Source organism: Lysinibacillus macroides, assembly GCF_001281525.1.
Taxonomy (GTDB): Bacteria; Bacillota; Bacilli; order Bacillales_A; family Planococcaceae; genus Lysinibacillus; species Lysinibacillus macroides.
In genome coordinates, this window is the sequence record NZ_LGCI01000010.1 from 512,829 (window position 1) to 537,568 (window position 24,740).

Genomic DNA, 24,740 nt, shown 5'->3' on the forward strand with positions numbered 1-24,740 from the left:
AAACCTTCCTCCTTCTAAACAACCGAATCGGGTTAAATCGCCGATAACGATTTTCTTAAATGAATAATCTGTTGGGCGATTTCAAGTGCACGTGCATCCTCATGCATCTTCTCCGCTTCCTTTGACTCATGCATCTTTTGATCAATTTCTTGCTCAATTCTATATTTTTGAAGCTGTCGTATAGAGTCTGTGACCTCCGCCTCTGCTTGGTCAGGATCTCGTTCAACTAAAGCCGCTTCCATCACAATTTTTCGCAATTCGGCATCATCCAAGATTTCCACAAAACGTTGATAATCAGGATGGCCATATTCCTCATAAAACCCTACTAAGCGAACAAACACTGCCATATAAGCATCTCGCACAAATGGTTCTTTTTGTTCACTACGTAATACCTTGTCCACTACATCTATATTATGAAGCATATGTGCAAGTAATAAACGTTCGGCACGTTCGGCTGCATTCATAGGCTTTTGCTGTTGCGTGACTGGCATTGGAGGCAGAGATTTAGGTAATTCTGCTTTTGTAGAACGTACCTGATTTGCCTCTAGCTTTCGGAATTGGGCATAAATGGCTTCCTCTGAGATATTGGTTTCATGTGCTAATTGGCGAATATACAAATCTCGTTCGACTGGTGAGGATCTACCCACTAGCTGCTCTAGGACTTCTTGAATATATTGCAACGTATCATTTTCAAATTGAAAGTTCTTATTGCGTCTAGCATGCATCATCATAAAAGCAATATACGCATGAGGGTTTTCCAAAATTTGTTCTTTAAAGGCTTGTCCCCCAAAAGTACGAATATATTCATCTGGATCTAATTTTTCTGGCAACACGGCAATACGAATGCTCATGCGCTCCGTATGCAGCAACTGCGCCGCTCTCTTCGCTGCATCAAAACCAGCATTATCACCATCATAGCAAATCGTAACTTGCTCTACTAAGCGCTTGAGCTTTGTGATATGCTGATTTGTTAGCGAAGTTCCCATTGTGGCAACTGCATTGCTAACACCTACTGAGCTGGCTGCTAACACATCCATAAAACCTTCCATCAATATTACTTGACGATTTTTCCTGATAGAAGTTCGTGCTTGATCTAGGTTATATAGCACTTCACTTTTTTGAAATATTGGTGATTCTGGACTATTTAAGTATTTTGCCTCTTCACCCGTGGAGGAAAGTATTCGTCCTGAGAAGGCAATTATTTTTCCATTCTCATCACGAATCGGAAACATAATACGTCCCCTAAAACGATCAAAATAACGTTCTTCCCCTTCTCGCTTAATAATTAAACCACTTTCTGCAATTTCTTGTAAGTTATAACCTTTTCTTTCAAGCAATATTGTCAAGGCATCGAAGCTCGGGAGTGACCAACCGATGTTATTAGATTCGATAAGTTCCCTTGTAAATCCTCTTTCTAGCAAATAATTTAAAGGTTCTTCACCATCCTCAGTGTTCAGCAGTAAATGGTGAAAAAAATCTGCTGCAAAGGCGTGTGCTTCCTTCATCCTTTCTTCGGCTTTTGAAACCTTTTTTGTAACTCCTGGAAAACTTGGCTCAACATCTAAATGTATGCCAACACGCTCCCCAAGTTTCACAACTGCATCAGGAAAAGAAATGCCCTCTATATCCATTATAAAAGTAATAGCATTGCCCCCTGCACCACAACCAAAGCAATGAAAAATCTGCTTGTCGGATGATACAGAAAAAGACGGTGTTTGTTCTCCGTGAAATGGACAGAGACCAAACCAATTTCGCCCACGTTTCGTCAGCTGCATATATTCACTAATCACATCGACAATATCTGATTGTGTGCGAATTTGCTCAATTACTTCTTCTGGAATCTTCCCTGCCAACTCCATCACCATCTTTAATATTTACGTTCTAAAAACACAATTCGCTATCCGTTTTAAAATTCCTTTATTTCTCGACAAAAAAATAGGATTTTTCTCTTTTAATATTTTTACCACAATTTTATTATTATAAAACAAAAATTAGTATTTATCTATACTATTTTCAAAATCCACTCAAAAAAACCGCCTCTATGAACCGAGGTGGTTTATGGTTAGCCCATCTTTATTTACAAGCTAAAATATATTCAATAATCGTATTTGCAGTTTCTTCTACCGCCTTATTAGTAACATCAATGACCTGACAGCCTATTTTATCGACAATTTTCTCAAAATGTTGAATTTCTTCTAATATACGATCATGTTGTGCATAGATCGCATCATCATTTAAACCAAGCGATAATAATCTTTCTTTTCTAATAAAATTTAATTTTTCAGGCGAGATAATTAAGCCAAAGCATTTTTTAGGATCTAGCTGTAAAAGCTCTTCTGGCGGTTCCACCTCTGGTACTAAAGGAACATTCGCAACTTTATATTTTTTATGGGCTAAATATTGCGACAGTGGGGTTTTTGAAGTACGCGATACGCCTACAAGCACAATATCTGCTTGTAATAATCCACGTGGATCTCTACCATCATCATATTTTACGGCAAATTCTATCGCTTCAATTTTTTTGAAATAGTCATCATCTAGTATATGAACGATGCCTGGCGCTTCTAATGGTAGTTCTTCCATAAAAGCTGCCATAGACTGTAAAGCTGGCCCTAAAATATCAACAGCCTGTACGTTTTCTTGTTCACATAACGCCTGTAATAATGAGCGCATATCTTGGCGCGCCAGTGTATAAACGATAAATGCTTGTTGCTGCGCTGCAAGACGAACAATTTTTCGGATAAGGTCCTCTGATTGAATATGAGGAAAACGCCGAATTATCGTATTTTCTAAGCCTGGTCGGAACTGGCTAATAACAGCTTTCGCCACTTGATCACCAGTTTCACCGACAGAATCAGAGACAACAAATACGCGTGGTCTTTTCATATAGCTCCCCTTCAAACTTCGATATTTTGTGCGAGTGATAAGAAAGCTCGTGTAATCGTTGTTTTTGTCAAACGACCTACAATTATTAAGCCACCCTCCTGTGGTTCAACAACTGGTAGTGAATCAACTTCCCGTTCAATAAGCTTATTCGCTGCAACAACTAAAGAATCTGATCTTTCACAATACGAAATATTTGGCATACGCGTCATAATAATGTGTACAGGAATTTTGTTTAAATCCTGTGAGCCGATACTTGTACGCAATAAATCTTTGCGAGATAGGACGCCTGTCAAAAACTCATTCTTATCTACGACAAAGAGTGTACCAACATCCTCTGCAAACATAAAGCAAATTGCCTCATAAACCGTCATCGTCTCTGGCACAACAACAGGCCCCGAATGAAAATCCTTCACTTTTAACGTATGAATGCTATCCAGTAATGTAACAGATGCCTTTTTACCTGAATAAAAATAGCCAACTCTTGGTCTTGCATCTAAAAAACCTGCCATTGTTAGAATCGCTAAATCTGGTCTTAAAGTTGCCCTTGTCAGATGGAGACGTTCTGCAATATGCTCCCCGGTAATAGGGCCATTTTCTTTCACAATTTGTAAAATGTCTTCCTGACGTTTATTGAGTTCGATTGGACTCACCGCCTCAAATCTAATAGTGTTATACTTATGCTCGATTATTATATACTATTTTAATAATTATTGCGAATTAAAGAACTACATGCTACAATATCAACACATACGCTTATGCTCAATACACGTTTGAGCAGGATTGCGTTATACAGGCGATGATGGGAAAAAAGTATCTGTTCCATTTACAAGCGAGTAGAGATGGTGAAAGTCTACACAGTAACAGAGAAAAGGCACTCCCTGAGCTAACCTTTAAAAAAGAGGTTTTAAACACATCGTTTAAAACAATCAGGGTGGAACCGCGGGTATTAGCACTCGTCCCTGGGCATACATTGTGCCCGGCGACGGGTGCTATTTTCATGTAGTGTAATTTAAAGGAGGCTATTTACATGACAAACAAATCAATGGAAACAATCGTATCATTAGCAAAGCATCGTGGCTTTGTCTTCCCAGGTTCTGAAATTTATGGAGGTCTTGCAAACACTTGGGATTACGGTCCACTTGGTGTGGAATTAAAAAATAATATTAAAAAGGCTTGGTGGCAAAAATTTGTCCAAGAATCAGAGCACAATGTAGGGCTCGATGCGGCGATCTTAATGAATCCAAAGGCTTGGGTGGCATCAGGGCATGTTGGTAACTTTAATGACCCAATGATTGACTGTAAATCCTGTAAGGCTCGCCATCGTGCAGATAAAATTATTGAGGATGCTGCACTAGCACAGGGCGATGAAATTATTGTAGATGGTATGACGTTCGATCAAATGAAAGAAACAATGGTGAAATATAATGTCGTGTGTCCTGATTGTGGAAAAGCCGATTTCACAGATATTCGCCAATTTAACCTGATGTTTAAAACATTCCAAGGTGTCACAGAATCTTCTACAAATGAAATTTACCTACGCCCAGAAACGGCACAAGGTATTTTTGTCAACTTTAAAAACGTTCAACGCTCTATGCGCAAACGTACACCATTTGGTATCGCACAAATCGGTAAATCATTCCGTAATGAAATCACACCGGGTAACTTCACATTCCGTACACGTGAATTCGAACAAATGGAGCTTGAATTCTTCTGTAAGCCTGGTGAAGATCTTGAATGGCATGCATATTGGAAAGAATTCTGTAAAAATTGGTTACTAAACCTAGGTATGAAAGAAGATTCGATGCGTCTTCGTGACCATGAAGATGATGAGCTATCTCACTACTCTAACGCTACAACAGATATCGAATTCAAATTCCCATTTGGTTGGGGCGAGCTTTGGGGTGTAGCGGACCGTACAGACTACGACTTAAAGCAACATATGGAGCATTCAGGCGAAGATTTCACGTATATCGACCCTGTCTCAAATGATCGCTATGTGCCTTATTGCATCGAGCCATCATTAGGGGCTGATCGTGTAACATTAGCATTCCTATGTGATGCTTACGATGAAGAAGAGCTGGAAGGCGACGATAAACGTACGGTTTTACGTTTCCATCCTGCACTAGCACCATTTAAAGCAGCGGTTCTACCGCTTTCTAAAAAATTATCAGACGAGGCAACAGATGTATGGGCTGAGCTTCGCAAAGCCTTCCCTGTTGATTTTGATGAATCACAATCCATCGGTAAACGTTACCGTCGTCAAGATGAAATTGGTACACCATTCTGTATCACTTATGACTTCGATTCTAAAGAGGATGGTCAAGTAACCGTACGTCATCGTGATTCCATGACACAAGTGCGTATGCCAATTGCAGAAGTTAAAGCCTACATCGAAAAACATCTTCAATTCTAATCACTTTAAAAATACAAAAAAGAGAGAGTCGCCTAGAAATGGCTGACTCTCTCTTTATGCTTTATACGTTGAAAATAAGCGTTCCTGCATTTTTTCCTCGAATGAAAACTTTTTCATACTCATGCCGATTAGACTTACGAGTATCTCCTCAATATCTGCCAGCGAATAATAAAGGAATGTTCCCTCTCGCATTGGACGAACCCGTTTTTCTACGGTTAGTTCATCTTCAATAAAATACGCGACATTTACCTGACAATGATTCATTAATTGGGTAATACGTTGCTCATCTTCTGGATTTATAAAGAATGGGACAATTTTATCAATATATAAAATACTTTGTAAAAGTTTGATGAAGAAGTTTTCACGCAGGGAAGTTTCTACCACTAAAATGGTCGTCTGTTCATGCTGGTAATCCATATATAAAACATTTAATTGCTCTTCCAGTAACTTCTTTAATATAAGAATAGAATTTTGATATTTTGTTCTATCCGTTTGTATTTCTCTTGTCAATAAGCGTAGTATTCGAAAGGCTGGTAAGAAAATTTTCAAAACAATCTCTTTTGGATGTAGATGATCGATCAATTTACTGTAGTGCATTCTCAAATTTTGTTCATCGCAACGGATTAATTGCTCTACGAATAAATTAAAAATCTCCTCAAAGCTATCTACACGATAATCAATCATTTTCAGAATTTTCACACTATAATTTAAAGGTAAATTCATGGATGTTTGTTCATCTAGCAATTTTACTTTTGGTAATGTAGGAAACAAATCATAGACAAGCTCCACCTGCGCACTGCGATTATCTGACAAAAGCACAACCGAGTTGACGGGGTAAATCCCTAAACATTCTACAAATTTATGCATAAAGCTTTCATTATATAAATGTCGATCTCTGTATAATACAGCTAAAGCATCTGTAGCACCATAGCCAGTATGATACACGCGCTTTGATGTCATCGCTGAATAGCCATCAATAATCTGTAGTAATTGTACTCCTTCACTCATTTCATCTGCACATAATTGATTTGGATATCCCTTGCCTGCAAACCGCTCATGGTGATCTCGTGCTAAATAAGCAATGTCTTCCTCATTATTTTCTATCAACAGCTCATAACCCTTTGTTGTGTGCATTTTTACAATATCAAACTCATCTTCGGATAATTTCCGTTTTAGATTTAATATTTCTTGTGGGATAAATACTTTCCCAATATCATGAAACAAATAACCTCTTGCCAATGTTTCGATATCTGCTAAACCAAGATATCGGGCAAAAATAGTGCCTAAGACAAATACATCGAATGAATGCACAAACGAATATTCATCCCATTCCTTTAAACGTATCAGTAAATCATAACGATGCTTTTTTTCCAAAATTTTTTCAAAAACACCTTGCACATAGGCCGTATCCTGCAAGCTTTTCAATATTTGTCCGTATCGCAATTCATGTACAACATTCTCCAATGTTGTCATAAAAAGCTGGCTAACCATTTCTTGATAATCGTCTACTGGTTCTTTTTCATCTAGCAATGGTTCGAATAATTCCTCATATTCTCTTGTTCGTTGCATACTTAAATCATAGGCAACGCGAGCTGAATCGGCAGGTATAAAGACAGCTAACTCATCTACTTTTCGAAGCTTCAGTAATTCAATAATGCGTTCTGTTAACACCAAATCTTTTTTAGCTAAGAAACGATATTCTGAAAAAATATCTTCCGCTAATATATCATTCGCTTCAACTTCATCAATGCTTAAGGTTACTTTTCGTAGCATATTTTATGCCACATATGCATATAACATGCATAATGTGACTCCCTCCTTTTTCCATAGGAATGCATAATTCTGATAAACGTATCCATGACACCTCTGCTAACTCTCGTTAAGACTTTTTACGTTCACACAGGAAAATCTGTGATATCTGTTAGAGGCTCTATTTTGGTTCAACAGCCGTTTGTACATCTCATTCTAAGATATAAAAACAGCTGCCCAGCCAAAATAAAAGTACGTTTTGCTGATAGAGGCATGATTAAGCTATATAAAGTTTATTTGTTCCAATAATGTATGAACGGCTTGAATAATTGCAAAATATAAACAGGATGAGCTATATCCATTACAATATCATAGGTTAAAATACCTTTTCAACTAGTATATGACGATTATATGAATAGTTTTTACCATAAAAACACTGAAAACTATGTAAAAATAAACTACTTTAGATCTATATATTTTATCATTAAAATCAATGATTATTAAAATTCACATAAATAGACCTATAATTTATTTATATAAAACAAATAAATATCTAATTATATCAATTTTATATAATTATTTTATTTTTCCAAAATTAAAATTTTATTTATCTATGCTACTTAAGGTTTTAATAAACACTGGTTAAATTGCCAACCATGTAGTTCCTTACACACATTATGGTTCCCCATTATTATTTACGCTGAATGTAAAATGCCAGAAGTAGATTAATGGTCTTCTGGCATTTCCTCTTTCGCAGTAATGGAGCGAATTTGTAATTCAGGGGTGCGCTCTAGCTGGTCAATAAATTTCCTTGTTTTAAAACGTATCCCTGTTTGTTCTTCATAGATGGTGGTAATAATTTTTTTTATAAAATATTTGGTTTCCTTTTTCAACTCTATTTTCCCTATCTGGTCAATTGGTACAGTATAAAACATACGAATTAGCTTAAGCTGTGTTGGTGTTAAGCGAATGATGTAAGGGTCATACTGATAGCAGCGGTGACATAAGAATCCTCCTTGTGCAAAGGAAAAGGCAAACTCACCATCAACAGCTCCACACACTGCACAAGCATGCAAAATAGGCTGAACACCTGTGTAAGGGAGCATTTTCCATTCTACAAATAGTGTAATAGCTTCAGGATCATAGCCTTCCTCTATGGCTTGTAATGCTTGGAGCAGCACATCAAATGCAAAGGGCTCAGGCTTCCCTTCTTCTACAACGCGCTCCACTAGCTCCATAATATAACTAGCATAGGCTGTCGCTACAATATCTTCACGGATATGACGCATTGAATTAAGGTGCTCCCCTTGTTGCAATGTCCCCATGCCTGTATGATGCTGGACCATAAACATGCCATAGGTAAAGGGCTGTGTCACAGACGCCAATCTACTCGAAGGCTTCTTGGCCCCTCGAGCCATCGTGGCAACCTTTCCAGCCTCACGTGTTAATAACGTAACAATTTTATTGGATTCCCCATAAGCACGCACCTTTAATACAATCCCTTCCCATTTATAAAGCATCGTATCTCCTCCTTTCTTCAAAAAATAGAGCTCTCCAAAATTTTTGGACAGCTCCACCTACAAAACTATAACAGCATTTTAATATTCATCATCACGGAATCCAAAATCACGTAAATGCGTCGATTTATTGCGCCAATCCTTTTGCACCTTCACCCATAACTCTAAATATACTTTAGAGCCTAAAAGCATTTCGATATCTTTACGTGCGCGTATTCCTACTTCCTTTAATAGTGCACCGCGTTTCCCAATGACAATGCCCTTTTGAGAGTCGCGCTCTACAATAATCGTTGCCGCTACATGGATTTTGCCTTCATTTTCTTCATCACGGCGAATTTTATCAATGATTACTGCTATGGAATGAGGAATTTCCTCCCGTGTTAAATGCAATACCTTTTCACGAATAAGTTCAGAAATAATAAATCGCTCAGGATGATCTGTTACTTGGTCTGCGGGATAATATTGCGGACCCTCTGGTAAATATTTCGATAGTGTTGCCAATAAGTTCTCAACATTATTACCTTGCAGCGCCGAAATCGGCACTATCTCTGCAAATTCATAGCGCTCTTTATAGCTCTCAATGATGCCGATTAATTCATCTGGATGAATTTGATCGATTTTATTAATAACAAGGAACACAGGTGTTGCATTTCCTGCTAGCATATCGAGAATAAATTCATCACCCTTACCAAGCTTTTGCTCTGCATTGACCATAAACATAATAATATCCACTTCACGCAATGTGTTTTTAGCAACCTTTAGCATAAAGTCACCTAGCTTATGCTTAGGCTTATGAATACCTGGTGTATCAATAAAAATCATTTGGCTATCATTTGTTGTTAGTACGCCCTGTACTTTATTTCTTGTTGTTTGCGGCTTATCACTCATAATCGCAATTTTTTGACCGATCACACGATTTAAAAATGTTGATTTCCCCACATTGGGACGGCCAATAATGGAGATAAAGCCTGATTTATAGCCACTTTTAGTTTCCAGCATTCTCTAAATCCTCCGTTGTAAATGCAAATGGTAATAATTCGCCAACCGAAGTTACCGTCACATCACCTTTTAAATTCGTTAAATACACAGGCATCGTTGGTGCGCAGAATTCCATCATCACCTGACGACACGCTCCACATGGTGCACACGGTCCATCTGTATCCGCAACAATCGCAATCGCTTCAAAATCATAAATACCCTCTGATACAGCCTTAAAAAATGCCGTACGCTCAGCACAATTTGTCATGCTATAGCCAGCATTTTCAATGTTACAACCGTGAATAACCTTTCCCTCTTTTGTTAAAAGCGCTGCACCTACTTTAAATTTAGAATAGGGTACATAAGCTTTTTCACGCGCTTTTTTTGATTCCTCTAACAATACTTGCATATCCATTGTCATCTATTATGATTGCTCCCTTATATCATATTTAAGTTATGTGGTTTCCATTAAAACCATTTTGGTAGAAAGATAAGTAACCCGATGATAGCACTGAATAGCGCAAATACTAGCACTGCCCCTGCTGCAATATCTTTTGCCTGCTTTGCGAGTGGATGTATGTCTGGTGAAGCCAAATCAACGACCCGCTCGATAGCTGTATTGATCATTTCTAGTGCCAACATTAGTGCTATTAATAGTAGCACAATATACCATTCTATACGAGATAAACCTGTAAAATAACCGGCCAGCATGACAATGATTGCACTTAGTACATGTGATTTCATATTTTGCTCTTTACTTGCCATAAGGATGCCCTCAAATGCATAGCCAAAAGATCGCAAGTATTTACGCATATCCATTTAGTTTCTTCCTAAGCCAAACGTTTGTAAGATTTCATCCTGCTTGGCAAACATCAATTTCTCTTCTGCTGGCTCCATATGATCATAACCAAGTAAATGTAAAAAACCATGTACCGCTAAAAAGCCTAGCTCTCTTTCAAAGGAATGATTGTATTCCTCTGCCTGCTCCTTCGCACGGTCCGTTGAAATGATAATATCACCCAGTACACGTGGCATCCCTTCAAATGTGACCTCCATTTCACCTTCACCTAGCTCCTCTAGGGCAAAGGAAATGACATCTGTTGGTTGATCCTTATCACGGTATTCACGATTAATGTCTTGAATCGCCTCATTCGTCACAAAGGTAATAGAAACCTCTGTTTCAGGCTCAATATTCTCGACGCTTGCTGCATGTTGTAAAAGCTTTTCTACAAGCTCTATATGCTGGGCTGCGACTTCATTTGTTTCATCTGTAAAATCAATTGTTAAAATCATAGATCCTCCTACTTATCTGCCTTTGGATATTCAATACGTGAATGGAATATACCATTCATCGTTTCACAAAGTACCCGCTCTATACATTTTAACTCTTTTATAGAAATATCGCATTCATCAAACTGATTATCCTGTACGCGATCATCAATAATGGCTCGTACTAGCTTACGAATTTTCTCAGCATTTGGCTCCTTCATGGAACGCACCGCCGCCTCCACACTATCCGCAACACTAATAACAGCTGCTTCCTTTGTTTGTGGCTTTGGCCCTGGATAGCGGAACTTCGCCTCATCCATACTTTCTCCTTCTTCCTTCGCTTTATACCAGAAGAATTTTAACAAGCTTGTCCCATGATGCTGTAAGGCAATATCAATAATTTCCTGCGGCATTTTATAGTGCTGAAGCATATCCGCTCCATCTGTTGTATGCGCAATAATAATTTCGGCGCTTGTTTCAGGTGGCAATGAATCGTGCGGATTAATGCCTGACATCTGATTTTCAATAAAAAAGGCAGGTCGCTTAGTTTTCCCAATATCATGATAGTAACAGCCAACACGTGCTAATAAACCGTCTGCGCCTATTTCTTCACAAGCAGCCTCCGCTAAGTTTGCCACCATCACACTGTGATGATATGTTCCTGGCGCTTCCATTAGTAATTTTTTTAATAATGGATGGTTTGGATTGGATAGCTCGATTAAACGTAAAGATGATAATAACCCAAATGCTGATTCAAAGAATGGTAAAAGCCCCATTGTTAACGCTCCTGAAAGCAAAGCCGATAGCAGAGCTGCAATCAAGTAAAAGATCAACTCTTTTAAGTCATAGGACGATTGTGTCATTAGTAAGTAAAAAGCGATAAAAGCCAGGTTCACAAAGGAAATCACACCAACTGCCTGTAAAATGTGTGAGCGTTTTTCCACATTACGCAAAAAGAATAAACTTGCAAACCCGCCAAAAATAATATAAAGCGTGATTTCCATTTGCATCACGGATGAATAGCCCTCTTGGAAAATAACACCCGCAGAAGCAGCTGTCAGCGCGGTGACAAGGACAGCCGTACGCTCATCTGCTAACAAGCGTACAAGCATCGTCGCCAATGCTGTTGGGAATAAAAACGCAATTGTTACATCAAAGCCTCCTGCCACTAAGCTAATAAATTTCATCAGCAAAATAGATAAACTATAAACAATCACTGTTACTAACAATGCATTGCGTTTTTTCCGTTCGTCAGCCTGCCAACGCTCAAATAAAATAAACATAAACATCATTTGCAATAGAGTTAGAATAATAAGTCCTGCAATTGGCTTTAAGGATGTCTTATTACTAATCATTCCTAATAACTCTAATTGGCGATAAGCCTCGTTATCAATTATTTGTCCTTCCTGCACAATAATTTGTCCTTGCAAAATACGTGTAGGCTCGACACTTTCTTTTGCCTGCTCTTTTCTAGCCTTCGTTTGTTCCTCACTGATCGTTTCGTTCTCAATAATACTTGTGCGGGCAATTAACACAACCGTATTAAATATTCTATCAGGATAACCACGTTGTCCTCGAATTGTCGCTTCAAAATCATTTTGCGCAACAAAGACATTTTCTGGTCTTATGGATTTTTGTAAATATTCTTCTACAGATTTAGATAGCTGCGTACTTGTCCGAGTCAAATCCGCTTCACTTTGTGTGAGAAGACCTTCTAGCTGTGAATCCGTAAAGTTTAAGGGCATTTGACCTTCATCAATGGATTCAAATTTTTTACGGAGCTGCGTAACTTGATCGACAACTGGAATCGGTTCTTTACTATCAGCTACATCCTTTTTCACTTCAAGAACATAGTCGAATAATGATGTAATGATCGCGGCCCTTTGCTTGGCGACATCCTCCGAAAATTGATAGACAGGCTCTACTGCATTTGCGGCTCTTTCCCGCTCTTGCTGTGTCTTATAGGTGTCTTCAATTGTTTTAGTAGATCGTACTGTTTCAGGCGCAAGCTGTAGTGGTTTAAAATCATATGTTACTCCTTTAACATTGCCATACATAAACGCAAACTGTAGAGCTCCTGTTAAAATGAGAATGATGATGATAAAGTAACGAAAACCGATAAGCTCTGTAAATTTCCGAAGTTGTTTCTCCATTTGGCACCTCCTCTATCTACCTACTATCATACCAATTCAACATACATTTTTCTCGAAAAATGTATAAGAAAGCAAAAAACAGCTATACAATTTCGCATAGCTGTCACAACTTTTTCCATATTTTGATAAAATCCGATTTATCCATAATCGAACAGTCGACACATTGAGCACTTTTGTCTGATGATTGAGCGGCTTCATGGCTCCATAGATCACATACCATTTGGATTTGAGCGATTTCTCAGCTAAATGGATTACCTGCTATTTTCGGGACAGATTGCTGCCTCTGTCTGTCGATTCGCTTTCAGGACAGACTAACACCTTGTTGCCCCTGCCGCTAGCGCTTTCGGGGCAGATTGTAAAATTGCGCAAAAGCGCAATTTTACAATTGCTGCTCTTCGTAAGCTTGGATGATTTTAGCAACGATTGGGTGACGTACGACATCGCCTTGTTCTAATATTTGGAAATGGATGGATTTTACGTATTTTAATGTACGTTCAGCGACAATTAATCCTGATTCCATATTTTTTGGTAAGTCAATTTGTGTTTTATCACCTGTAATCACCATTTTCGAGCCAAAACCTAGACGCGTTAAAAACATTTTCATTTGTTGGTGTGTTGTATTTTGTGCTTCATCTAAAATGACAAAGGCATCGTCTAGTGTACGACCCCGCATATAGGCTAATGGGGCGATTTCAATTGTACCTCGCTCAATTAGGCGCTGTGTCTGTTCTGCCCCGTAAATATCGTTTAAAGCGTCATAGAGCGGTCTTAGATAAGGATCTACCTTTTCCTTTAAATCACCTGGAAGAAACCCTAGAGACTCTCCTGCTTCAACCGCTGGACGTGTTAAAATAATGCGTTTTACATGTCCATTTTTTAGCGCTTGTGTTGCCATCACTACTGCTAAATACGTTTTCCCAGTACCTGCTGGACCAATACCGAAAACAACGTCTTTATGACGGATTGCTTGTATGTATTCTCGTTGACCAATTGTTTTTGCACGAATCGATTTTCCCTTTGTCGTGCGTGCTATTTCTTCATCGTATAGTTCTGCGAAATATTCAATTGTTCCTTTTTGTGTCATTTCGATCGCTGTTGTGACATCACGTTGATCGATGTTGATGCCTTTGCGAATAACCTTTAATAATGCATGCAGCAGAAGTGTTGCCTGTTCCTTAGCATTCTCCTCACCTGCAAGTTGAATTTGTTCACCACGTGTAATAATGTGAACATGAAGTGCCTCTTCAATTAATTTCATATTGGCATCGGAAATACCGAGTAGCATCACCGCTTCGTTTGGATTATCTACCTGTAATACAGTTAACTGTTCTGACATAATCATTCTCCTTGTAGGCCTTGTATTGGATTTGCAATGTTCTCATTGATTAAAAATAGAACTTTCCCTTCAACTGTACCATTCCCCCACTTTGCCTGTAAAAGGTTTTCTTTTTTAATTATCGTTTTTGCAGGCAATGAACGTAATACTTTTTCATGAAGTAGCGGTATTAGCAACGATTCTATTTTTGATTCATCAAGCTCTACTTGCATGGTTTTCGTTTGTTGCTCCTCTACAATTGAAACATATGGATCTAGCCAATTCGGTAAATCCTTTTTTTGCACATACTCCACCTGCTCTTGGTGAATCCCCTTTATCAATACGCGCCACTGCTTTTGCTGTAAGGTTTCCAGTGTAATTTTTGTTGGTATTTTAAACGAGCACTCAAGCCAATAATCCGCAAAAACCTCTCCTTTTGCTCCCACAAAAACCTGCTCTGTGCCACTGTCAATCACACCGCTAACGAGAACATCTCCCTCATAAGCTGTATCATTAACAGAAATTTTACGCTCGCCATTTTGGATATTAAAATGCGTAATCACACCGCTTTTCGTTGCTAGTAAATGCGAGGCTAGCTTGTCACTTGATTGCTCTGTTTGTTTAGGTGATTCCTGTGGTCTAAGAATGATACGTCCACCATGTTTATCAATATGCACCCATGAAAGCTCTCGATGCTGCTCTAATAGCTTTTGCCGTATCATCGTATTGGACGGTATATTTTTTTTAGATAATGGTGTTGTTATATGGAAGATATCTTGAAAGGTCTTACCAAGACGCTCCTCTATTTCAGGTGTTGCTGCTTCAATATCAACTCGCCAAATAACTTGCGCACATAATAACGGAATAATCATCATCAAAGCCATGCCAAGTAACGTCCAAAGCTGTGTACGAACGACTTGGAGCTCATCAGCATAAAAAACGGTCATCTTCAAGCGAAAACGTCTTCGAACTCGGCGAATTTTCGGTAAATAATGCATTGTTGTTTCAAAGGAAACCTCTTGTTCACGAAAGACTACACGCTTTAAAGGTACATGCTGAGCGTGCAATGTTTGAATAAAAGGATGAACATTTTCATGGCGTTTTATACGTATAATAATTGGCCGATTATTCCACATATTAGCTCACACCCGTATTTTTTGTCTTTTTCATATGAAGCTCCTGTAGATTGTCAACAGAGAGATGAAGCATTTCTTCTTTAAGAGCATTAATCGTCACTGAATCTGCATTTACAGTGATATGATAATCTGCATACACAAACGAACAGGTCGTAGCATCTGCATGGATAAAACGATAAGGTCCAATAATTTTTAATGATTCGTATTCTAACAATTCAAGTAGTGGCGTTAATTGAAATAATTTTCTCATAAAAAATGCCTCCTTCTTCGGCAATATATGCAACGAAAAAGGAGGACATACTTGTTATTTTCTTTTTGCTTTTGGAGGCCCTAGGACTTCAGCCATTACAACCGCTTGCATCAGTGCATTTTTAGATCTCGGTATTTGGAAAGTCGAATGAGCTGTCCTTGCTGCTTCTTTTTTCCCCGCTGCCAAACGTCCTATGCTGTCTCGCTGCGTAGAACGGCTTGGTACTTCAGGTGGTACAACTGGTGGAGCTACATAGCTTGGTACAGCCTTTTTTTCCTGCTCTTCGACAATTTCTTTAGACTCTTCCACACTTTCAGTTGATGGGATCCAATCGCCTATAAACTCACGGGCAAAGTCTTCAAAGCTTTGCGTTTTCTCCGTACGATGCAGCGTCTTCTCGGAAGCAGGAGGCTCTGCATACGTATTTTTCTGAGGAGCTGTCTGCTTTTCTGGTTTTTTATTTTTAGCTTTCCCGAAAATAGAGCTAACTATGGCAATTATTGCAAAGATAATTAATTGTTCCATATGCTAGTTCCGCCCCTTTCCGTTTTTAGGCATTTGGTTCATTTGTTTCTGATTTATCAGTGCCCACCTTTGAAATGGAGTCACGCATTGCTGTATCAGCTTGAATATTGCGATAGTTCATGTAATCCATAATCCCCAAATTGCCTGAGCGTAATGCCTCTGCCATTGCTTGTGGTACTTCCGCTTCAGCCTCTACTACTTTCGCCTTCATCTCTTGCACACGGGCAATCATTTCCTGCTCATTTGCTACAGCCATTGCACGACGTTCTTCCGCCTTTGCTTGAGCAATATTTTTATCTGCCTGTGCTTGTTCAATTTGTAATTCCGCACCAATGTTCTTACCGATATCTACATCAGCAATATCAATGGATAAAATTTCAAAGGCAGTTCCTGAATCTAAGCCTTTCGATAATACCGTTTGTGAAATCATATCAGGATTTTCTAAAACTTCTGTATGCATATTGGCAGAACCAATTGTCGAAACAATCCCTTCTCCGACACGGGCAATCACGGTTTCTTCACCAGCACCGCCGACTAAACGCTCAATATTTGCACGCACAGTAATACGTGCCTTTGCTTTTACTTCAATCCCATTCATGGCTACCCCTGCAATAAATGGTGTTTCAATCACTTTTGGATTAACGGACATTTGTACAGCCTCTAATACATCACGACCAGCTAAATCAATCGCTGCACAACGCTCAAACGATAGCTCAATATTAGCACGATGCGCTGCAATTAAAGCGTTGACAACACGGTCGACATTACCGCCTGCTAAATAGTGACTCTCTAATTGATTAATCGTCACAGGTAAACCTGCCTTATGTGCCTTAATCAATGGATTAACAATACGAGAAGGAATTACGCGACGCAAGCGCATCCCAATTAATGTAAAAATACTAACGCGAACACCTGCAGCTAGTGCAGAAATCCACAGTGCCACTGGAACAAAGGTAAAGAATACCGCGAGAACAATGAATAAAATAACCAGTCCCGCAATTGGAGCTATTAAAGCTAAATCAAAACCCATTTTTATGCCTCCATCTCTTTTTCTGTTGGTCTCACGACAATGCGTGAGCCTTCTACTTTAACAATTTCTACATGCTTATTGACATCAATATAGCCACCCTCTGATACGACGTCAATGCGTTCATTACCAAAGACCATTGTGCCTGAGGGACGTAGTGGTGTCAGTGTTTTGCCCACTTGCCCTAACAATTCGGTGCGATTAACATTGGACACATACCCTTCTTCAGTCGTCGTTGCATCCATTAATACAAGCTTATTTAAAACATGTAACTTTTTACCAAATAATTTCATCAGGATCACCATTCCTATCATTGCGATCACAAGCGCAATGAAAATTGCTGTTACCATTTGCATCATATTTGCACCTGCCAGTATAAGACTTAGTAATATAAGTACGCCACCTAAAATACCGACAATACCACCGGGGACAAAAAACTCCGCAATGATCAGCGCCAAACCAATAATAAATAACAATAAGGTTTCATAGCCAGCAAAGCCTGCAACCAGATGTCCAAAGAAAAATAACCCTAAAGCTGACAGCCCCATTATACCTGGCACCCCGAAGCCTGGCGAATATAATTCCATAACAAGCCCCAAACTCGCGACAGACAATAAAATTGGTACAATAATAGGGTTTGTAATAAAACGGGCAAGCTTTTCTGTAAACGTTGGTTCAATTGACACAATATCACTACCATCTAGCTTTGTTACCTCTAAAAGCTCCTGAAAATTATGAACTGTTCCTTCAGAGTACTTGACTTTTAACGCTTCTGACGCTGATAAAGTTAATAAATTCTCTCCACCCGCACGATATTCAGGAAGATCATAAGTAGAATCTGCCATTGCTAATGCATATTTGGGATTGCGACCTGATGTTTCTGCTGCTGCCTGCATTTGCGCATTCCACGCACTTTTGGCTTTTAAATCGGCTGCGTTCCCTGCCGAATCAATGACTGCCGCTGCACCAATTGTGCCATTGGGGACCATATAGATTTCCTCTGCATGTAAGGCTAAAAAAGCACCTGCGGAATGCGCATCTCTATTGATATACGCAATTGTCCGTAAATCTGTAGCATCCATAAGCTTGGCGATCTCACCTGCTGCATTCACAAAACCGCCAGGCGTATGTATATCTAAGATAATCGCCTTCGCGTGGTTTTCTTCAGCCTCTTTAAAAGCTCGTTCTAAAAATGCATGAAGCCCTCGTTCCACTTCATTATGAATAGGAATGTGATAAACCTTGCTAGTGGCAAACGCCGAAGTTAATGGAAACGCTAACAAAAGAGCCATCCAAATCACCAGTAAGTAACTGAGGATTCTCCCTTTTCGCACCTTTTTCCCTCCCTTCTAACACGCTTCTCTACTCTATATACGGCTGATCATGTAAAAAGTTTCACAAATCTTAAAATTTTTTAATATGCGATCTACCTATAGTGTGACATAAAAAAGCCGAATGCATCAACAAAAGTGCATTCGGCTTTTTTCATATGTACGTAAAATAGAGCAATGTAAAATACCTGAAACTAATCACAAACATGATTAATTTCAGGTATAACGTTGTCTGCTCAATGAATCATACAATTGCGTGTTATGAACGTAGGGATTTTTAATGGGAAATTAAATTACCACTTACGTTTACGTGCAGCTTCTGATTTCTTTTTACGTTTTACGCTAGGTTTTTCGTAGAACTCGCGCTTTCTAACTTCCTGAATTGTACCACTTTTTGATACAGTACGTTTGAAGCGGCGAAGAGCATCTTCAAGCGATTCGTTTTTGCGAACGACAGTTTTTGACATCTCTCTTTCCCTCCCTCCGAACACACGTCAATACACAATTAGGCAAATTACCTTCTGTTGTGTACTAAAAAATTATATCGTATTGTCTAATAATGGTCAATAGAAAGTGTGCGAAATTATCAAATGAATTTTCGGTGTTATGTCATTTGCTTGATCTTTGTCTTCACTTCCTCACTACAGCATCCATTTTATTCTATGTCTATGATATTCCACTGTTTAAAAGAATTCTTTGCTCATAGTCATATTGAAATCATTCATTAAAGTATTGATTTTAAATCAAATATGTTATCATAAATCAGTGTTATTATAAAACATGTAGCAAATAAAAATTAAAGGCTGGCTAAAGCGCAAAGGTACAACGTGTAATTGAAAGGATGATATATATTATGAGTAACGAGCGATCAAAAATCGTGAGTTTCCATACTCTAGGTTGTAAGGTAAATCATTATGAGACAGAGGCGATTTGGCAGCTGTTTAAAGAGGAAGGCTATAAACGTACAGAATTTGATCAACAAGCAGATGTTTATGTCATTAATACTTGTACAGTTACCAATACTGGCGATAAAAAGTCACGGCAGGTTATTCGTCGAGCTATTCGTCAAAATCCTGATGCTGTAATTTGTGTCACAGGATGCTATGCACAAACATCCCCAGCAGAAATTATGGCGATTCCTGGTGTTGATATTGTAGTAGGCACACAAGATCGTACAAAATTACTAGGCTATATTGAGCAATATCGTGCTGAACGTCAACCAATTAATGCTGTGCGTAATATTATGAAAAATCGTGTCTATGAGGAATTAGATGTACCCGCATTTACGGACCGTACACGTGCTTCATTAAAAATACAGGAAGGCTGCAATAACTTCTGTACATTTTGTATTATTCCGTGGGCACGCGGCTTAATGCGCTCTCGTGACCCACAAGAAGTAGTCCATCAAGCACAGCAATTAGTAGATGCTGGCTATCTCGAAATTGTTTTAACAGGGATTCATACAGGTGGCTATGGACAAGACTTAAAGGATTATAATCTAGCTCAATTATTGCGCGATTTAGAGGCGAATGTAAAAGGTTTAAAACGTCTTCGTATCTCGTCCATTGAAGCAAGTCAATTAACAGATGAAGTGATTGATGTGCTGCGTGAATCCAACATTGTCGTTAATCATTTACACATTCCAATCCAATCTGGCTCTGATACCGTGTTAAAGCGTATGCGTCGTAAATACACAATGGCATTTTTCAGCGAACGGTTAACGAAGCTACATGAGGCACTGCCTGATTTAGCTGTTACATCTGATGTTATTGTGGGGTTCCCAGGGGAGACAGAAGAGGAATTTATGGAAACACACAACTTTATTCGTGACCATAAATTTTCTGAGCTACATGTCTTCCCATTCTCTCCACGTACAGGAACGCCAGCTGCACGTATGGAAGACCAAATTGATGAAGATATTAAAAATGAACGTGTCCATCGTTTAATTGCTTTAAATGACCAATTAGCAAAGGAGTATGCTTGTCGTTTCGAAGATCAGGTGTTAGAAGTAATCCCTGAAGAATTTGTGCATGATGGCAGCGAAGAAGGTCTTTTAACAGGCTATACAGATAATTATTTAAAAGTAGTGTTTGAAGGCTCCGAAGACTTAATTGGCCAGCTTGTAAAGGTAAAAATTACTCAGGCAGGCTATCCACATTCTAAAGGCCAATTTGTTCGTCTGTTAGAAACAGTTCACTAATAGGAAGAAGGGTTGCCTGTTTTCTAGGCAACCCTTTTTTACGATAGATTGGCTATTCAACAAGAAATTAGACGTAGACGTTGAAAAGTGGTATGATGCGAAGAGGTACGTACATCTTGAGTGATAAGGGAGTGTCTTAAAATGGAACAAAATTTTGCACGTATGATTGACCACACACTATTAAAAGCTGAGACTACAAAGGAACAAATTGACAAGCTTTGCGCAGAAGCAAAACAATTTAACTTCGCCTCTGTCTGTGTCAATCCAACATGGGTGAAGCACAGCAGTGAGCTTTTACACGGCTCAGACGTTTTAGTGTGTACAGTTATTGGATTCCCACTTGGCGCCAATACACCAGCTGTCAAAGCATTGGAGGCAAAGGATGCCATCGCTAACGGTGCACAAGAGGTAGATATGGTCATTAATATAAGCGCATTAAAAGATAAAAACTATGACCTTGTACAAGCTGATATCGCAGCAGTCGTAGAAGCAGCGAAAGATAACGCACTTGTCAAAGTGATTATCGAAACATGCTTATTAACAGATGAAGAAAAAGTAAAAGCGTGTGAATTAGCAGTAGCAGCAGGCGCTGATTTTGTCAAAACATCAACTGGTTTTTCTACTGGTGGTGCAACAGTAGAGGATATTGCCCTTATGCGTAAAACAGTAGGTCCTGAGCTTGGTGTAAAAGCTTCAGGAGGCGTCCGTAGCTTAGAGGACATGAAAAAAATGGTGGAAGCTGGTGCCACTCGTATTGGCGCAAGCTCTGGTGTAGCCATTATGAAAGGCTTAATTGCTGATTCCAATTATTAATTATATTTTACTGTTGTAAACCCTAAGCTCCTGCTGTCTTTTGCAAGAGCTTAGGGCTTATTTTATTGGTGATGAATGAATAAACAAATTTTTAGTCTCATATACTCCACAGACGAATTGAATAACAGAAGGGAGGATGCAATGTTTACGCAGTATAAGTATTGGAGGCCTTATATTAGCCCTTTCGACCCCTGTAAACCCATTGAAGTAAAGTATTTTGCAACACCCCCACAATTATACATGGGTTTTCAACCATACGGATTGCCCCAATTTCAAACACCTAGAGAGGCTCTAATGGCTGGAACATTATGGCCACAACTATTTAGCCCTTATCCATTTCCGATAAAAGGAGGGACAAAGCATGACTAACAAAAAGATGCCGCCCGAATTTTATAAGCAATTAGAGGAAATACAGGCTATTGACTTCGTAATTGTTGAATTAAATCTCTATTTAGATACCCATCCCCACGATTATGATGCTATTCAGCAATTTAATGAATATACAGAGAAAAGCATGAAGCTGAAAATTGACTTTGAACAAAAATATGGTCCGCTGATGAATTTTGGGAGAAGCTATTCCAATTATCCTTTTAATTGGATTGATACGCCATGGCCATGGCAGGTCTAAACATATGACTAGGAGGAATAAGCTGTGTGGTATTATGAAAAAAAGCTCCAATATCCTGTAAAAGTGAGTACCTGTAACCCTATGCTTGCTAAGTTTTTAATTGAGCAATATGGGGGTGCAGATGGGGAGCTAGCGGCTGCGCTACGCTATATGAATCAGCGCTATACGATTCCCGATAAAGTGGTTGGGCTATTAACCGATATCGCAACAGAGGAATTTTCGCATTTGGAAATGATTGCAACGATGATTTATAAGCTTACGAAGGATGCTACGCCTGAAATGCTCAAGGAAGCAGGATTAGGGGATCATTATGTTAATCATGATCGAGCATTATTTTATCAAAATGCCTCTGGTGTACCATTTACAGCAACCTATATTCAGGCAAAAGGTGATCCAATCGCTGATTTATATGAGGATATTGCAGCGGAAGAAAAGGCTCGTGCCACTTATCAATGGATTATTGACTTATCTGATGATACCGATTTAAACGATAGCCTGAAATTTTTACGAGAACGAGAGATTGTCCATTCCCAGCGCTTTAGAGAGGCTGTTGAAATTTTAAAGGATGACCGAGATAAGAAAAAAGTTTTCTAATGAAATAAGTACTTGGCTGTATCAAGAAAAACTTGAAACAGCCTTTTTTATTTGATTAACCCATAGATAGATGAGTTAATGGCAAGGTTTTTTCCTACTCAAATTCATACGAAATAGCAGATAGAGCATAGAGTGGGGCTGTTTCTGCTCGTAAAATTCTTGGACCTAGTGACATCGGTTGAGCACCTACCTGTAGCAGAGCCTCCACTTCTTTACGTGCAATGCCCCCCTCTGGTCCAAAAATAATCAGTATGGATTTCGCCTGCTGTGCTTTTATTTGCTGTAGCTTGTACGCAAAGCTTGTGCGCTTATCAGCCTTAGCATCCTCTTCATCGGCAATAAAAATTGCATCAAAATTTTGAGCTTGCTGTACTAATTGTTGGAAGGCAATGGGTTCATATACTTTTGGAATAACTGTACGATGGGCTTGCTCTGCTGCTTCTTTTGCAATTTTTTGTAATCGCTCTTGCTTTTTTGCCCCCTTTTTCTTATCCCACTTCACAATCGAACGTTCAGCCTCAAATGGTAGTAAAGCAAACATGCCAAGCTCAGTCGCCTTTTGCGTAATCAGTTCTAGCTTATCTCCCTTTGGCAAACCACAGGCCACTGTAACATGAACAGGCAGCTCTGAAGAAGGAATAATCTCCCCTGTAGGCTGTACAATTACCTCATCTCCAGCAAAGGCTGCAATTGTACAAATATGAGCATTTTCTTGTGCTACTACTACTATTTTGTCACCTTCTTTCATTCGCATGACTCGTTCAATATGACGGGCGTCTTCTCCACTGATTCGTGCGGCTTGAATAGAGGTTTCAATAAAATAACGCTGCATAATACACATTCCTTTCCATAAAGAAGAGAAAACACCAAATCACAAGCACTCGGCTCATGATTTGGCGCTTTCTCAGTCAATTTATTGTGGACGACGGGCGATGATGGCGACCCAGTCTTTCAACTAAATGCTTCAATAACACTATAATTACTTTTTGAGTAAGTGCTAACCCTAGTATAAAATTATCAAATCCCACATTTTTCGTCAACGAAATCACTCATGTACTAATAAAATTGTTCCAATAGCAATGATCTTGACATGAAAATCGTATCTCACAGAAAGGAGTGAAATTTTTCATCAATACTATCACTATAAAATAGATATTTTTTCTAATTTTTGATTACTATATTATTTAAAAATCTATCTATTTCCTCTGCACTATGATTTCCTATAAAGCTTATATAATACGATTTATTGCCATTAGCAATCAAAAAGCTATTATCTTCTGAATAGCTAAGCCCCTGTATATTTCCTGCTATTTTTTCAACGTTTCCTAAACGTACTAGATCTTGTATCAAGCTATTAAAAAAAATACTTTCTTCTAACTTTTTCTTAGGAGAAAAAAAAGTTACCTTCTCTTTTTCAAAATACTCAATTGCATGTAACAACAGATCCGTACTATTGTAAATTTGTCTATCTTTCAAAATTGCATGGACAGCTTGTTCACTTAGTACATCACTCCCATTAATGCCAGTCATACCTCCAATAACTGGATTATCAGCATCATATTTTATAAAATTTATTGTGATATATTTCTGTTCATCCTGAAATTGGTAACTAGCACCATGGTCACTATCATCTAATAAATAATAGCCTTTATCTACTGTAAAGAATAACTGCTGATCTATTGTCAACATACTATTGCGTGGCTCATTATGATACTCACGAACTTCGTACTGAAAAACCTCTGTTCCTGTCAAAGAAGCTTCATATTGATTGTATAACTTTACTCTGTGTACCAAAACAAAGATAACAGTTACAATGATTAAGAGAAAAATAAGAAGTAGAATGAGTGAAGTGGATTGTCGCTTCAGTTTTTTCTGCATATCTTTATCTCCATCCTTTCTTCAATCATTTTACTACTTCATGATGATATATAAATATTAACCTTGATCCACAAAAAA

At 38.6% G+C, this 24,740-nt stretch carries 25 protein-coding genes; 6 read left to right on the forward strand and 19 right to left on the reverse strand.

Annotation, left to right across the window (positions count from 1 at the left end):
- Positions 1–32: 32 nt before the first annotated feature.
- The 3 genes from dnaG to ADM90_RS17340 form a co-directional block, all read right to left on the reverse strand.
- A complete protein-coding gene (gene dnaG, locus ADM90_RS17330; RefSeq protein WP_083448598.1) occupies positions 33–1,865 on the reverse strand; it encodes a DNA primase in 1,833 nt (610 codons plus the stop codon).
- A 208-nt stretch (positions 1,866–2,073) separates the two neighbouring features.
- Positions 2,074–2,886 (reverse strand): pyruvate, water dikinase regulatory protein, encoded by an 813-nt coding sequence (locus tag ADM90_RS17335; RefSeq protein ID WP_053996172.1) that lies wholly within the window; start codon positions 2,884–2,886, stop codon positions 2,074–2,076.
- Positions 2,887–2,897: 11 nt separating this feature from the next.
- Entirely contained in the window at positions 2,898–3,536 is a 639-nt protein-coding gene (locus tag ADM90_RS17340; RefSeq protein WP_053996173.1) for a helix-turn-helix transcriptional regulator, read from the reverse strand.
- A gap of 377 nt (positions 3,537–3,913) precedes the next feature.
- Here ADM90_RS17340 and ADM90_RS17345 point away from each other — a divergent pair, with 377 nt between their 5' ends.
- The gene (locus ADM90_RS17345; protein WP_053996174.1) at positions 3,914–5,299 is read left to right on the forward strand and encodes a glycine--tRNA ligase; all 1,386 of its coding nucleotides are present in this window, start codon (positions 3,914–3,916) and stop codon (positions 5,297–5,299) included.
- A gap of 54 nt (positions 5,300–5,353) precedes the next feature.
- On the opposite strand, the gene ADM90_RS17350 is transcribed toward ADM90_RS17345, so the two are convergent.
- The 14 genes from ADM90_RS17350 to rpsU all read right to left on the reverse strand — a co-directional run bounded on the left by ADM90_RS17350 (position 5,354) and on the right by rpsU (position 19,016).
- The gene (locus ADM90_RS17350) at positions 5,354–7,072 is read right to left on the reverse strand and encodes an HD-GYP domain-containing protein (RefSeq protein ID WP_053996175.1); all 1,719 of its coding nucleotides are present in this window, start codon (positions 7,070–7,072) and stop codon (positions 5,354–5,356) included.
- A 701-nt stretch (positions 7,073–7,773) separates the two neighbouring features.
- On the reverse strand, positions 7,774–8,568 hold the full coding sequence (recO, locus tag ADM90_RS17355; protein ID WP_053996176.1) for a DNA repair protein RecO: 795 nt from the start codon (positions 8,566–8,568) through the stop codon (positions 7,774–7,776).
- Positions 8,569–8,646: 78 nt separating this feature from the next.
- Positions 8,647–9,564: a GTPase Era gene (gene era / locus ADM90_RS17360; protein WP_053996177.1), complete on the reverse strand. Its 918-nt coding sequence runs from the start codon at positions 9,562–9,564 to the stop codon at positions 8,647–8,649.
- Positions 9,551–9,964: a cytidine deaminase gene (locus tag ADM90_RS17365; protein ID WP_083448599.1), complete on the reverse strand. Its 414-nt coding sequence runs from the start codon at positions 9,962–9,964 to the stop codon at positions 9,551–9,553. Before ADM90_RS17365 ends, era begins: the two co-directional genes overlap by 14 nt.
- Before the next feature lie 47 nt (positions 9,965–10,011).
- A complete protein-coding gene (locus ADM90_RS17370; protein ID WP_053996178.1) occupies positions 10,012–10,362 on the reverse strand; it encodes a diacylglycerol kinase family protein in 351 nt (116 codons plus the stop codon).
- Positions 10,363–10,836 carry an rRNA maturation RNase YbeY gene (ybeY, locus tag ADM90_RS17375; RefSeq protein ID WP_053996179.1) on the reverse strand — a complete coding sequence of 158 codons (474 nt, stop codon included), beginning with the start codon at positions 10,834–10,836 and terminating at the stop codon, positions 10,363–10,365. It lies immediately after the preceding gene.
- 8 nt (positions 10,837–10,844) lie between these two features.
- Positions 10,845–12,965, reverse strand: a complete 2,121-nt coding sequence (locus ADM90_RS17380; RefSeq protein ID WP_053996180.1) for an HD family phosphohydrolase — start codon at positions 12,963–12,965, stop codon at positions 10,845–10,847.
- A gap of 379 nt (positions 12,966–13,344) precedes the next feature.
- The gene (locus ADM90_RS17385) at positions 13,345–14,301 is read right to left on the reverse strand and encodes a PhoH family protein (protein WP_053996181.1); all 957 of its coding nucleotides are present in this window, start codon (positions 14,299–14,301) and stop codon (positions 13,345–13,347) included.
- A gap of 2 nt (positions 14,302–14,303) precedes the next feature.
- Positions 14,304–15,416 (reverse strand): sporulation protein YqfD, encoded by a 1,113-nt coding sequence (locus ADM90_RS17390; protein ID WP_053996182.1) that lies wholly within the window; start codon positions 15,414–15,416, stop codon positions 14,304–14,306.
- A 1-nt stretch (position 15,417) separates the two neighbouring features.
- Positions 15,418–15,666: a hypothetical protein gene (locus ADM90_RS17395; RefSeq protein WP_053996183.1), complete on the reverse strand. Its 249-nt coding sequence runs from the start codon at positions 15,664–15,666 to the stop codon at positions 15,418–15,420.
- 54 nt (positions 15,667–15,720) lie between these two features.
- Positions 15,721–16,191 (reverse strand): hypothetical protein, encoded by a 471-nt coding sequence (locus ADM90_RS17400; protein ID WP_053996184.1) that lies wholly within the window; start codon positions 16,189–16,191, stop codon positions 15,721–15,723.
- Positions 16,192–16,216: 25 nt separating this feature from the next.
- Positions 16,217–17,221: a flotillin-like protein FloA gene (floA, locus tag ADM90_RS17405; protein WP_053996185.1), complete on the reverse strand. Its 1,005-nt coding sequence runs from the start codon at positions 17,219–17,221 to the stop codon at positions 16,217–16,219.
- A 2-nt stretch (positions 17,222–17,223) separates the two neighbouring features.
- Positions 17,224–18,552: an NfeD family protein gene (locus ADM90_RS17410; protein WP_053996186.1), complete on the reverse strand. Its 1,329-nt coding sequence runs from the start codon at positions 18,550–18,552 to the stop codon at positions 17,224–17,226.
- Positions 18,553–18,842: 290 nt separating this feature from the next.
- Positions 18,843–19,016: a 30S ribosomal protein S21 gene (rpsU, locus tag ADM90_RS17415; RefSeq protein ID WP_004227078.1), complete on the reverse strand. Its 174-nt coding sequence runs from the start codon at positions 19,014–19,016 to the stop codon at positions 18,843–18,845.
- A gap of 386 nt (positions 19,017–19,402) precedes the next feature.
- Here rpsU and mtaB point away from each other — a divergent pair, with 386 nt between their 5' ends.
- From mtaB to ADM90_RS17440, 5 genes are all read left to right on the forward strand, one after another.
- Positions 19,403–20,749 carry a tRNA (N(6)-L-threonylcarbamoyladenosine(37)-C(2))-methylthiotransferase MtaB gene (gene mtaB / locus ADM90_RS17420; protein WP_053996187.1) on the forward strand — a complete coding sequence of 449 codons (1,347 nt, stop codon included), beginning with the start codon at positions 19,403–19,405 and terminating at the stop codon, positions 20,747–20,749.
- A 141-nt stretch (positions 20,750–20,890) separates the two neighbouring features.
- Positions 20,891–21,562: a deoxyribose-phosphate aldolase gene (deoC, locus tag ADM90_RS17425; RefSeq protein WP_053996188.1), complete on the forward strand. Its 672-nt coding sequence runs from the start codon at positions 20,891–20,893 to the stop codon at positions 21,560–21,562.
- 141 nt (positions 21,563–21,703) lie between these two features.
- The gene (locus ADM90_RS17430) at positions 21,704–21,931 is read left to right on the forward strand and encodes a spore coat associated protein CotJA (RefSeq protein ID WP_053996189.1); all 228 of its coding nucleotides are present in this window, start codon (positions 21,704–21,706) and stop codon (positions 21,929–21,931) included.
- Positions 21,924–22,190 (forward strand): spore coat protein CotJB, encoded by a 267-nt coding sequence (locus ADM90_RS17435; protein ID WP_053996190.1) that lies wholly within the window; start codon positions 21,924–21,926, stop codon positions 22,188–22,190. Before ADM90_RS17430 ends, ADM90_RS17435 begins: the two co-directional genes overlap by 8 nt.
- Before the next feature lie 24 nt (positions 22,191–22,214).
- The gene (locus ADM90_RS17440) at positions 22,215–22,784 is read left to right on the forward strand and encodes a manganese catalase family protein (RefSeq protein WP_053996191.1); all 570 of its coding nucleotides are present in this window, start codon (positions 22,215–22,217) and stop codon (positions 22,782–22,784) included.
- Between the two features lie 94 nt (positions 22,785–22,878).
- Here ADM90_RS17440 and ADM90_RS17445 read toward each other — a convergent pair whose 3' ends face one another.
- Both ADM90_RS17445 and ADM90_RS17450 read right to left on the reverse strand, forming a co-directional pair.
- Positions 22,879–23,616 (reverse strand): 16S rRNA (uracil(1498)-N(3))-methyltransferase, encoded by a 738-nt coding sequence (locus ADM90_RS17445; RefSeq protein ID WP_053996192.1) that lies wholly within the window; start codon positions 23,614–23,616, stop codon positions 22,879–22,881.
- Positions 23,617–23,945: 329 nt separating this feature from the next.
- Positions 23,946–24,662 (reverse strand): hypothetical protein, encoded by a 717-nt coding sequence (locus ADM90_RS17450; RefSeq protein ID WP_053996193.1) that lies wholly within the window; start codon positions 24,660–24,662, stop codon positions 23,946–23,948.
- Positions 24,663–24,740: the final 78 nt, after the last annotated feature.